Below are 12,004 nucleotides of genomic sequence, written 5' to 3' on the forward strand. Positions count from 1 at the left end.
AATTATGCAAAAAGAACGCAGGCAAGAGTCTTTTTATAAAGGTGTTCGTGCAGAAAAGTGGGCAGCTTGGTGGTTGCGTTTCAAAGGTTTTCACATTGCTGAAATTCGTTTTAAAACAAAATGTGGTGAAATTGATTTAATTGCACGGCGTGGAAATCTTGTTTTAATTGTTGAAGTAAAAGCACGCCCAACATTAGCTGAAGCAATGATTGCTGTTTCTCGGGTAAATGAGAAGCGCATCAAAGCAGCGACTGATATTTGGTTAGCACGACAAAAAGATCATTTCCTTTTATCCATACGCTTTGATTTGATTGCAATATTACCTTGGCGTTTTCCGCATCATATTCCAGCGTTTTTCACGTCTGATAGATAAGGAGCCCTATATTATTTTCTAAGTGAGAAGTTTTTTATTATATGTGCGTAAGTAAAAAGCGAATAACACTTGAGTGTTATAAGGAGTAAAATATGGACGATTATGAAAAATTTGCAACTGGTTTATTGATTGTTTTGGGAGCATTGATTATTGGTGGGCTAATGGCAGTGCATATTGTGTTCATGAATAAGCCAGGATTTTTATTTGCATTAGCGGCTGCTATTGTTGGTTGGTTTTCTGCTTTTGCAGTTCTTTTTGATAAGCCTAGAATCTACTTTGGATTGGTTACTCTTGCTATATTATGCGTTGCTTTTTCAATTAGTATTTATGTTAATTAAAATCGATAAAGTATTGGTTTGACTCTATTGAGATTATAAGAGTGAGGAATAGAAATGAAAATTGGTTTTTTAGGAACAGGTACAATTAGTGCTGCAATGGTGGATGGCTTAATGGCGAGCGCTTTTGATGTTCTTTCAATTATCATTTCGCCACGCAATGTACAAATAGCAGAGCGCCTTTCATGCAAGTATGATAAGGTTACGATTGCTGAAAATAATCAAGCGTTACTGGATGCGAGTGATTGTGTTTTTCTGTGTCTGCCCAATCAAATTGCAGAAGAGGTTTTGCGTCCTCTGCGGTTTCGTTCAGAACAGCTTGTTGTTTCCGTTCTTGCTATGGCAAAAGCAGCAGAAGTTGAAGAGTGGATTGATCATAAAGTTTATCGTGCTGTTCCACTTCCTTTTGTTTCAGAATGCAAAAATTTAACGCCAATTTATCCTGATCATCCATTTTTACACACTGTATTTGATGCTTTGGGTGGTACAATGGTGTTGGAAGCGGAAGATCAGTTTAACCTTTTCATGACTGCTGGTTCGTTAATGGGAGTTTATTTTAATTTTATAGGAACAGCACATCAGTGGTTTGTTGCAAAAGGGTTAAAAGAACAGCAGTCGGTAGAGTTTCTTGCTATGATGTTTGGCAATCTTACTGATGAAATGCGCAAAATTATAGCAATTGATCATACTGCATCTCTCGATTTTGCACTGCTTGAAAAAGAGTTTTCAACAAAAGGGGGAACAAATGAACTTTTATCAAATTGTTTTTCTCGCCAAGGAGGAAATGCTGCTTTGATAACAGCTCTTGAGAATACTTTGCACAAAATGGGTGCTTCATGTAAAAATTAGGATTGTTTTGCTAATATTTTTTTACTTCAATGAATGCTGAAAAATATTAATATATTCGTTTATATTTACATAGACATCGAAACTGCAAAATTTCCCGCTGGGTACGTTCAACAACAAATAGATTGATTTTATGATTTTTCTATAGCGTATTACAATAGCCAGTATTGTGATTATTATTTCGTCATTGAGAGATAGAATATAGTGGTCTTTTTTATGGAAAAATTTACACGATGGTTTAAAGATTTTATTGCTGGTGCGATGTAAAAAGTGCATTTTGCTTTGCACAAAAAGTTGCATGTATTGGTGGTTTGGGGGATTTTGGTCTAAGGGAAGAGAATAGTGTTCATTGAGTTTTTGTGAGCTCAAGCTTTAGAGAAATGAACAATTACTACATATTTGGATAAATGGGACCTTCATTGCCTTGCGGACAGGTCCAATTGATATTTTGATTAGGGTCTTTGATATCGCATGTTTTGCAATGTATGCAGTTTGAAGCATTGATAACATAAGCTTCGTGATCATTATATTCGAGCCATTCATAAACAGCCGCGGGACAATAGCGTGCAGAAGGCCCTCCATATATAGCATATTCAGAGTTCTTTTGTTTTTCAAGTGAAGCTATTTTTAAATGACAAGGTTGATTTTCTTCATGGTGTGTATTTGAAAGCGCAACACTGGAAAGACAATCAAAGGTTACAATACCATCAGGCTTTGGATAAACAATGGGATGGAATTTTTTTGCTGGTTCAAGACATGCATAATCTGCTTTTCCGTGGGAAAGTGTCCTAAATAAAGAGAATCCAAACAGCTGTTGCCACCACATATCAAAGCCGGCAAGCTTAATTCCGTATTTTGTGCCATATTTTGTCCAGAGTGGTTTGGCATTGCGTGCTTTATAAAGATCTTTACCAATAGGGCCTTTTCGCCAATGCGTTTCTATTTCTTTTACTTCATCATGGGCGCGACCTTGAGCAAGAGCTGAAGCGATTTTATCAGCTGCTAATATGCCAGATAAGATAGCATTGTGTGATCCTTTTATGCGAGGAACATTGACAAATCCAGCTGCACAGCCAATGAGTGCCCCACCAGGAAAGGTGAGTTTTGGTACAGACTGCCAGCCACCCTCATTGATGACACGGGCGCCATAGGCAATACGTTTTGCGCCTTTGAAGATCTCATATAATTTGGGATGCGTTTTAAAACGTTGAAATTCTTCAAAAGGAGAGAGGTAAGGGTTTTTATAATCTAGGTGTATAACAAGACCAACAGAAATTAAATTATTTTCTTGATGATAGAGGAATCCCCCACCCCCAGTATCATTATCTAGCGGCCAGCCAGTAAAATGTTGAACTAAACCTAGCTTATGTTTTGTAGGATCAATTTCCCATAGTTCTTTGATGCCAAGTCCAAATTTTTGCGGTTCACGGCCTTTACTGAGGTCAAATTTTTGTATTATTTGTTTTGCAATTGAGCCACGTGCCCCTTCGGCAATCAAAGTATATTTGGCCAGTAAAGCCATCCCTGGCATATAATTTTCTCCAGGGGTTCCATCTTTGTTAAGCCCCATATCACCTGTTAGAACACCAATGATAGCTCCGTTATCGTTTTGGATGGTGTGCGATACAGCAAAGCCAGGATAAATCTCAACGCCGAGTGCTTCGGCTTTTTTACTGAGCCAGCGGCAAACATCGCCGAGTGAAACTACATAGCAACCATCATTTGATAAAATTTTTGGGCGAAAAATATTGGGAAATATTGTGGCATGTTTTGGCTTTAGAAAAAAAAATTGGTCACTAGTGACAGGTGTTTTGAAGGGATGATTGTGTTCATTTTTCCATTCTGGCAAGAGGGTATTAATACCAATAGGATCAACAACTGCACCAGAGAGAATATGAGCACCGACTTCAGAGCCTTTTTCAATGATTGTAACAGAAAGTTCAGGATTAATCTGTTTTAAGCGGATTGCCGCGGAAAGTCCTGCAGGTCCAGCACCTACAATGACAATATCAAATTCCATACTTTCGCGTTGATGATGCTGAGACACATTCATAGCTTATAAAGCTTTCTCCAATTCAGGAATGATTTGGTGAAGATCACCTACAAGAGCATAATCAGCAATTTGCATAATGGGAGCTTCTTCATCTTTATTAATGGCGACAATGACTTGTGCGTCCATGATACCAGCTAAATGCTGGATGGCACCAGAAATGCCAACAGCGATATAAAGTTCAGGAGCAACGATTTTACCAGTTTGTCCAATTTGCCAATCATTGGGAGCATAGCCTGCATCAACCGCTGCTCGGCTAGCACCTAAGGCTGCTTCTAGCTTATTTGCAAGGGGTAAAAGAAGCGCCATAAATTTCTCTTGTGAACCAAGACCGCGTCCACCAGATACAATAACACGCGCTGAGGTAATGTCGGGGCGATCACTTTTATTGGTGTTTTCTTGAATGAAAGAAGACAGGTTTGGATTAGGAGCAGGCGTTATTATTTTAATAGGAGCATTATTATTTTGAGAAGGGTTTTGATTAAAACAGGCAGTACGAACTGTTATAACTTTTTGACGATCACTGGTTCGTACAGTTTCAATGGCATTTCCTGCATAAATTGGTCGCTTGAAAGTATCAGGTGCAACAATGGCGATAATATCTGAAATTTGCATAACATCAAGAAGAGCAGCCACGCGCGGCATGATATTTTTGCCAATACTGGTAGAGGCAGCTATGATGACATCATAATCATTAGCTAGCTTGACTATCGTGTTTGCCACAGGTTCAGCTGGTTGATGTGCTAAATGATCAGCTTCAGCAACCAGAACTTGTCGCACACCAGAAAGTTTGGCACTCTTCTCGGCGAGTGTTTGTGTATTTGCTTCACAAACCAAAATATCAATATGATCGCTGATCGCTTGAGCAGCGGTAAGCGCTTTTGCAGTTTCTTCTATATTATGTTCTGCTAATAAAAGAATTGCCATAGACTAATACCTTTTTATGCGTCGTTATTTTTGACCTATTTGTTATAAAATGTTAAATGCGATTTGTTTGCTTTAGCGCACTGACAAGCTCTGTTACATTAGCGACTTTTATGCCGGATTGACGAGATTGTGGCTCTTCAACGCTAAGGATTGTTAAGCGTGCTCGCGTATCTACGTCAAAGTCAGCAAGTGTCTTTTTTTCAATGGATTTCTTTTTTGCTTTCATAATATTAGGAAGAGAAATATAACGTGGTTCATTTAATCGCAGATCAGCGGTCATAACTATGGGAAGGGGGAGACGAATAGTTTGTGTGCCGTTATCTACTTCTCGGACAACTGTAGCATATCCATTTTCTATATCCAGATGTGAGGCAAAGGTTGCTTGTCCCCAACCAAGAAGGGCGGCTAACATTTGTCCAGTTTGGTTGCTATCATCATCAATAGCTTGTTTGCCTAAAAAGACCATATCTGGTTTTTCTTCATGAATGATGGTTTTCAGAATTTTCGCAATTGCTAATGGTTCAAGAGTTTCTTCAGTTGTGACAAGGATCGCTCGGTCAGCACCCATTGCAAGTCCTGTTCGCAATATTTCTTGTGCTGCTTCTGAACCAATTGAAACAAGAACAACTTCTGAAATTTTGCCGGCTTCTTTCTGGCGGACTGCTTCTTCCACGGCGATTTCGTCAAAAGGGTTCATAGACATTTTTACATGAGATAGATCAACGCCTGTGTTATCAGGTTTGACGCGTACCTTAATATTATAGTCAACAACACGTTTGACAGCGACAATTACCTTCATAATGATCCTCTTTGTTTATATGACCATGAGTTTATAATAATCTTAAAAAGAAACCAAATCGTTTAGACATGAGTCTTTCTTACAATTGTTTTTTTAGTTATGTAAGTTTTCTTATGTCTGCTAGTACTCTACAAATTGTATTGTCGTCCTCAATCTATACTTGTTTTCTTTTGCTCTTAATAAATTTTTATTTGAATAAAAGTAAGAGAAACAATGGTCATATTTATTTTAAAATCTGAGTGTATTTAGTATAATTTATAGAGCAATTGAACAAAAGAAGCTTGAAATAAGAAAAGGATGAGAATGGAATATAATAAAAATAAGGATATCTTTTTTTAGTTCCATATGCTCAATTTATAACAAACAGATATTTTACGTGTTCAACGCTATAGAGAAATGGTAAGAAACAAAACAGAAGAATGATTTGTTCATCTAAATATTGGAAATCAACAAGTTAGCTATTTTACTCTTTTTAATGTTTTTTTTGTAATTTTAAAGCTCTGTTTACTAAAATAGAGCATATTCTCTATTCATTTATGCGATTCTTTGAAGTAAGGTAAATGAGGGGCAGCATCTGTGAATAAAAAAAGTCATATTACAAAGCAGACTATGCACGACAAACCTTCTTCTTTTGCTGTTGAGCAAAAGAAGAGAGAGGCTTCACCTACTGAAATGACAATGTCGGATATTGCTAAAAAATTACGCTATATTCACACACAAATGCAGGAGAAGCATTCTCCTTGCCGCGTAGCATCACAGAGTTTAGTAAAAGATGATTTAAAATCTTATTTAGATGATATTAGTCGGGCAATTTTGGCTGAGTATTACATACGCCGCCAGAAAGAAAAAGCGCTTTTTGAGCATTTAGAGCAGATTAAAACTCTTGTTCAGAGTTTGCAGAGTAAAAAAATAAGTTCGCAAAAAACTGCAACAGCACAGCCTGTTTCTCATGTAAAATCGCCAGCTTCTATTGTACATCATCTTGCTCATATGACATGCGAGGAGAGCCAAGTAGATTATTCGTTTCAAAAAGGAGCGAACTTTTCAGAAAAAAACAATAAAAAACCAATCAAAATAGATGCTTTAAGTGTATCGCAACAAAGTAAAAAAAGTGCTTTATTAAAAGATGCTGCAAAGCTTGCTGTAAAAGAGGATAAGGAGCTTGTACATTCTGCAATGAAAGAGAATTATTCTGATGCGCAAACATCTGATGATTGCATTGAAGGTGAGCAATCTTCTCCTTCTTTTAAAGCCTTATTCTTAAGGGTTCCATTTTTTTTACGCTATTTTGTTAAAAACCGATTTACTCGTTTTTTAACGATTGCATTTATGGCAGCGATAACGTTATGCTTCTACAGTTTTTTAAGAGAATCTCATTTTTCTTAATTTTATGATGTGGTAGTTGAATAAAGAGATGTGATGGTGTACGTAGTTTCATAATTTTTTAGGGCTGTGTATAGTATCTGAAGCTGTTTGTTAAGCGCAAAGAAATTATAGAAAAAGAGCTTTAAAATTATCCAAAACAAGCCTCAAATTGCGTTGAAGGTTGTGTCTGTGAGTATTTATTTACCAATTGCTGAAATGTCGCTCAATATGCTGGTCTTGATTGGCATGGGGGTGGTCGCTGGCTTTTTTTCTGGTCTTTTTGGGATTGGTGGTGGTTTTTTAATTACGCCTTTTTTGATTTTTTATAATATTCCTCCTGCTATTGCTGTTGGAACAGGAGCTAATCAAATGATTGCATCATCTGTGACAGGGGCGATTACACATTTTAGAAGGCGCACTCTTGATATCAAACTTGGTACTCTTTTAACAATTGGAGGGGGGATTGGTGCTTTCATTGGAACTCAGATCTTTTCTATTTTAAAGGGAGTGGGGCAATTAGATTTAATCATTTCGCTTCTTTATGTGGTTCTTCTTGGGACTGTCGGAAGTTTGATGATTATTGAAAGTTGGTGCGATATGATGCGACGGCGCAAAGGACAAAAAGTCCATATTCGTCTTGCTGGTAAGCATAATTGGATCCATAAATTGCCGTTAAAAATGCGTTTTCGGACATCAATGATATATGTAAGCATCATTCCAGTTTTAGGAATTGGTTTAATTGTCGGGTTATTATCTTCCATTATGGGAATTGGTGGGGGGTTTTTTACGGTGCCAGCGCTGGTTTACTTTTTGCGAGTTCCAACTAGTGTAGTGATTGGAACTTCACTTTTTCAGATTACGTTTGTATCCTCTTTTACTACAGTTTTGCAAAGTGTGAGTAATCAGTCCGTTGATATTGTTTTGGCTTTTTTGTTGATGCTTGGGGGAAGTATTGGCGTGCAATATGGAATACGAGCTGGACGAAAATTAAAGGCGGAGCAATTGCGCGTGGCGCTCGCATTTTTAGTGTTAATTATATGTATGCATTTGGCTTTTCAATTATTTGTACGTCCCGATAACCTTTTTTCTTTGGCCATTCTTATGGGATAAAAATGGGTAAATTATTTCCTTTATGCATAATTTCCAACTTGTTTTGTCTGGTTCCTTTTTCTACGTTGGCATATGTTAGCAAGGAAACTGCATCGGTGAACTATGAGACTCTTCAAATTATTGTAACAACGAATACAATTACGGTTGATACATATTTTGATGGTCGTGATCTTTATATTGCTGGAGTTTTAGAAAATACTGATCCACTTTATTCTCGACAAAAATGCTACGATATCGTTGTTAGCTTAGAGGGACAAACTCGATCAATGGTTATGCGAGAAAAGAAGCGTAATGCTGGGGTTTGGGTTAATGCCGATTCTCTCGTTTTTGAAAATGTTCCTCTTTTTTATTCAATGGTTACAACGCGTGAAATTGATGATATTACTAGTGCTGAAAATTACAGACGTTTAAGGTTAGGATTATCTTATTTTCCGTTGCAAACAGATGAACAGGATCAAGAAAAAATAAAAAATTTTCGCAACGAACTTATAAAATTGCAAAAAGCTAAAAAACTTTATAGTGAGGAGGTCGGTGGCGTTCGTTTTGGTTCTGGTTCACTTTTTACAGCGCATTTTCGGCTACCAGCAAACATTCCTGTTGGCCATTATCAGGTTCGTGCTTACCTTTTTCGTGATGGGCAATTCATTGATAGAGCGGAAACGACTCTTGAGATAGTTAAAGCACATATCGCGTATTCAATCTTTTACGGAGCTCATAAATACAGCTTGTTATATGGTATTGTTGCAGTGCTTGTAGCTATAGTTACGGGTTTTTTATGCCGTTTTATTTTTCGAAAAGATTAGCGTAAAATATAGAAAATACTTAAGAAATTTATTTTTTGCGTTTTTTGCAAAAAATGCGTAAAAGAAGAAAAATAGGCACGACAATAACTGCTCCCGTTACGGTTATGTGGAATAAGTTTGTGAAAAAAGTTGCAAATCCTGTTTCCCATAAAAATTTTATTATTTTTCGTATGAGACTACGAGGAGTCCACTCAAAAAAGTTCATCACAATGCCAACGAGGAATGAAAGGGTGAGTAATTTTATAGCGACATGCCCTAATGTGCTTCTAAAAAATGAATGCAAAGAATTGGACGTATTTTTCTTTTTGTTCACTTTCGTATACTTTCAAACATATTGTTTTATTGTACTTCAGCTGTAGAATGTATCATTGTTACTTTTATAAAAAGAACAGGGGAGTTTTCTTCTCTTCTTTTTCAAGTTTAATGCTTTGTGATACTGGTATGTCATTTTTGTGGTATTTTCTAATATTTTCTTTTATGAATTTTCTAGATTTTTTGAAAAGAGTTTTCAAAGAGGTATCTATAATATTTTAACATTTTGCATGAGAGGTAAGAGTTCTTAATGTATCGATGGCTTTTTTTCATAGCAAGTAAGTATGTTGTGTATAGAATGTGATTTTAAAACATCCTATTTTACGGAGATACTGTTCATTTTGGTGTATATGTGTTTGTGTCGATATTAAGATTGAATATTTTGTTATCCCTAGATTGAAAAAAAATGACGAATTTGTTTACTGAAAAACCAGTGGCTACAAATGTAGTGGAATTTAGTGTTTCTGAAATAGCAGGGGCTTTAAAACGTGTCGTTGAAGAAAAGTTTGGTTATGTGCGGGTGCGTGGAGAAATATCAGGTTATCGCGGTACCCATGCTTCAGGTCATGCTTACTTTGCCTTAAAAGATGATAAGGCGCGGTTGGAAGCTGTCATTTGGCGCGGTGTTATGGAAAAACTCAAGTTTCCTCCAGAAGAAGGGATGGAAGTGGTAGCCGTTGGCAAGCTTACAACTTATTTGGGGTCGTCAAAATATCAAATTATCATTGAAGCGCTTGAGCCAACGGGGATTGGTGCTTTAATGACACTCTTAGAAAACCGCAAAAAGAAGCTTGCGGATGAAGGTTTATTTGACGAAGCCAAGAAGAAACCTTTGCCTTATATGCCCAGAATTATAGGCGTTGTGACATCACCAACAGGTGCTGTCATTCGCGATATTATTCATCGTATATCAGATCGCTTTCCATTACATATTTTGGTTTGGCCTGTACGGGTTCAAGGAGATACCAGTGGGAGAGAAGTGGCTGCTGCTGTTGAAGGTTTTAATAAATTGCCTGTAGGAGGTATTGTTCCAAAGCCTGATCTTATTATTGTTGCACGAGGAGGAGGAAGCTTAGAAGATTTATGGGGGTTTAATGATGAAGCCGTTGTTCGTGCTGTTTATGCCTCTGTCCTTCCGGTTATTTCTGCTGTTGGGCATGAAACAGATTGGACCTTGATTGATTATGTCGCTGATTGGCGCGCTCCAACTCCCACAGGAGCAGCAGAGAAGGCTGTTCCTGTTAAACTTGATCTTGAAGTGGAGGTGGCATCGCTTGGTGCACGTTTACGCAAAGGAATAGTGCGTTATTTTGATTTTCATCAACAAAGGTTTCGTGCAGTTGCACGAGGTCTTCCAACTGCAGATCAACTTTTTGCCTTTTCTCGGCGTGTTTTTGATGAAGTTTCAAGCCGATTACAGCGTGCTTTTCGTGTAAATTTTGATAAAAAACGTTCTTATTTTCATGCACTTAGTACGCGTCTTTCACCACGGTTATTAAATACTGAAAAAGTTAAGCAAAGGATCAAAGAATACACTGTGCGTCTCCGTCGTACTTTTGTGCACACTGTTGAAAAACAGCGTGCTCAGGTAAAGTTAGCATTTAGACTTTTAAAAAGTACTTCATACCAAAGTATTTTAGAGCGTGGCTTTGTTTTAGCTTTGGGGAAAAATGATAAGCCTATTAAACGGTTGGTGCAATTTCCTGAAATAGGGTCAATAAATTTGCGTTTTTTTGATGGTGAAATCAGTGTTTCAGCACAAAATAATGCTTCCAACCAATCTATAAAATCTAAACGGGTAAAATCAAAGCAAGATGACCAAGGAACGCTCTTCTGATACGGTAAAGATAGCACTTAATGAAGGGCTTCTTATGGGAGCGGATGGGAAAGTTCGTTGTTCGTGGGCAGGAACTGATCCGCTTTATTGTGCTTATCATGATAATGAATGGGGAAAGCCTGTTTTTGATGATTGCCGTTTATTTGAGAAAATCTGTCTTGAAGGTTTTCAAGCAGGGCTTTCTTGGTTGATAATCTTAAAAAAAATCCCTCATTTTCGCCAAGCATTTGACACTTTTGATTTCAAAAAGATTGCTTGTTATGATGAGAAAAAGGTCAAAACATTGATGCTTGATAAAGATATTATTCGCCATCAGGGAAAGATCCGATCGGTGATTAATAATGCCATAAAAGCACGGGAAATCGTTGAAGAATGGGGTAGTTTGTCTGATTATTTTTGGTCTTTTCAGCCGCCGCAATTTGAGCGTTATGAAAAAGTAAATTTTCAAATATTGCGTGATAATCCTATTACACCCGCTTCTGTTCGTCTTGCGACAGATTTAAAAAAACGTGGCTGGACATTTGTTGGTCCTACAACTTGTTATGCTTTCATGCAGGCAATAGGGATTGTTAATGATCATCTTGAAGGGTGTTTTTGTCGTTAAATTTTCGATATTCTTTTCAATTTATCCATGTATGCGTTGTTCTCTTTTTTAAAATTGAAAGAAAAATGTTTTTTACTGAATGTATAGTCATTGGTTATTTTGATTAAATGTTCCGTTATCAAGTGTTTGTGAGTGAAGTATAAAGCAAAATGGTGATAATGAAAAATTGATGTTAAATCATTTAGAATACTTGTGTGACATTTTATTATCTGATAGCTTTTTCTTTTAAAAGCGTTTTTTTATGTGTTGGTTTCAGCTTTTTAAGAATAAAGTTGAAGTCGGAAAGGTTTTCTATCTGCTGTAATGTTTAGTTGAGTCTTTAGCATTTATTACTGATGTCAAGGGGTTCAGTGTGGTGTGTGAGTTCTTTGAATGCACTAGCGGTGATAAAAATCGAGATTAAGAAAAATTTATATTCGGTTATGTTTTTATGAGGGGGCAAGAATGATGGGTTTTGTTTTTATCAGTGAAAAAGTGTGTTAGGTTATGCGCTTTCTTGTTGGGCATGATTTTTTGAAAATAGTGTCTTCTTAAAAAGATGACGTTTGTTTGAAAAGATTGGTATTTTTTGTCGCAATTTTATTCCAGTCAAATTGCTTGGTATTGTAAGTAAAAAGGGTTTTTTACGTTTAGCTTTTAAGAG

Annotated in this window: 12 protein-coding genes; 8 read left to right on the forward strand and 4 right to left on the reverse strand. The window is 36.9% G+C overall.

What is annotated here, in order from left to right; translation table 11 throughout:
- The first annotated feature begins 4 nt into the window (after positions 1–4).
- The 3 genes from V4B18_RS03320 (at position 5) to V4B18_RS03330 (ending at position 1,557) form a co-directional block, all read left to right on the forward strand.
- Positions 5–373, forward strand: coding sequence for a YraN family protein (locus tag V4B18_RS03320; protein ID WP_455476402.1), 369 nt, complete (start codon positions 5–7; stop codon positions 371–373).
- A 92-nt stretch (positions 374–465) separates the two neighbouring features.
- Entirely contained in the window at positions 466–711 is a 246-nt protein-coding gene (locus tag V4B18_RS03325; protein WP_455476403.1) for a hypothetical protein, read from the forward strand.
- Positions 712–765: 54 nt separating this feature from the next.
- Positions 766–1,557 carry a pyrroline-5-carboxylate reductase gene (locus V4B18_RS03330; RefSeq protein WP_455476404.1) on the forward strand — a complete coding sequence of 264 codons (792 nt, stop codon included), beginning with the start codon at positions 766–768 and terminating at the stop codon, positions 1,555–1,557.
- Between the two features lie 388 nt (positions 1,558–1,945).
- On the opposite strand, the gene V4B18_RS03335 is transcribed toward V4B18_RS03330, so the two are convergent.
- Genes V4B18_RS03335 through V4B18_RS03345 form a run of 3 tightly spaced genes read right to left on the reverse strand, consistent with a single transcriptional unit; the run spans position 1,946 to position 5,330 of the window.
- Positions 1,946–3,607, reverse strand: coding sequence for a 4Fe-4S dicluster domain-containing protein (locus V4B18_RS03335; RefSeq protein ID WP_455476405.1), 1,662 nt, complete (start codon positions 3,605–3,607; stop codon positions 1,946–1,948).
- A 3-nt stretch (positions 3,608–3,610) separates the two neighbouring features.
- Positions 3,611–4,531 (reverse strand): electron transfer flavoprotein subunit alpha/FixB family protein, encoded by a 921-nt coding sequence (locus V4B18_RS03340; RefSeq protein WP_455476406.1) that lies wholly within the window; start codon positions 4,529–4,531, stop codon positions 3,611–3,613.
- 52 nt (positions 4,532–4,583) lie between these two features.
- The gene (locus V4B18_RS03345; RefSeq protein ID WP_455476407.1) at positions 4,584–5,330 is read right to left on the reverse strand and encodes an electron transfer flavoprotein subunit beta/FixA family protein; all 747 of its coding nucleotides are present in this window, start codon (positions 5,328–5,330) and stop codon (positions 4,584–4,586) included.
- A gap of 576 nt (positions 5,331–5,906) precedes the next feature.
- Between V4B18_RS03345 and V4B18_RS03350 the strand changes: the two genes are divergently transcribed.
- The 3 genes from V4B18_RS03350 to V4B18_RS03360 all read left to right on the forward strand — a co-directional run bounded on the left by V4B18_RS03350 (position 5,907) and on the right by V4B18_RS03360 (position 8,608).
- Entirely contained in the window at positions 5,907–6,716 is an 810-nt protein-coding gene (locus V4B18_RS03350; protein ID WP_455476408.1) for a hypothetical protein, read from the forward strand.
- Between the two features lie 168 nt (positions 6,717–6,884).
- Positions 6,885–7,805 carry a sulfite exporter TauE/SafE family protein gene (locus V4B18_RS03355; protein WP_455476409.1) on the forward strand — a complete coding sequence of 307 codons (921 nt, stop codon included), beginning with the start codon at positions 6,885–6,887 and terminating at the stop codon, positions 7,803–7,805.
- 2 nt (positions 7,806–7,807) lie between these two features.
- A complete protein-coding gene (locus tag V4B18_RS03360; protein WP_455476410.1) occupies positions 7,808–8,608 on the forward strand; it encodes a TIGR02186 family protein in 801 nt (266 codons plus the stop codon).
- Positions 8,609–8,636: 28 nt separating this feature from the next.
- On the opposite strand, the gene V4B18_RS03365 is transcribed toward V4B18_RS03360, so the two are convergent.
- A complete protein-coding gene (locus tag V4B18_RS03365; RefSeq protein ID WP_455476411.1) occupies positions 8,637–8,921 on the reverse strand; it encodes a DUF6460 domain-containing protein in 285 nt (94 codons plus the stop codon).
- A 405-nt stretch (positions 8,922–9,326) separates the two neighbouring features.
- Between V4B18_RS03365 and xseA the strand changes: the two genes are divergently transcribed.
- Positions 9,327–10,757 carry an exodeoxyribonuclease VII large subunit gene (gene xseA, locus V4B18_RS03370; protein ID WP_455476412.1) on the forward strand — a complete coding sequence of 477 codons (1,431 nt, stop codon included), beginning with the start codon at positions 9,327–9,329 and terminating at the stop codon, positions 10,755–10,757.
- Positions 10,735–11,361: a DNA-3-methyladenine glycosylase I gene (locus V4B18_RS03375; RefSeq protein WP_455476413.1), complete on the forward strand. Its 627-nt coding sequence runs from the start codon at positions 10,735–10,737 to the stop codon at positions 11,359–11,361. Before xseA ends, V4B18_RS03375 begins: the two co-directional genes overlap by 23 nt.
- The last annotated feature ends 643 nt before the right edge of the window (positions 11,362–12,004 follow it).

It is taken from the genome of Bartonella sp. B17, from assembly GCF_053795755.1.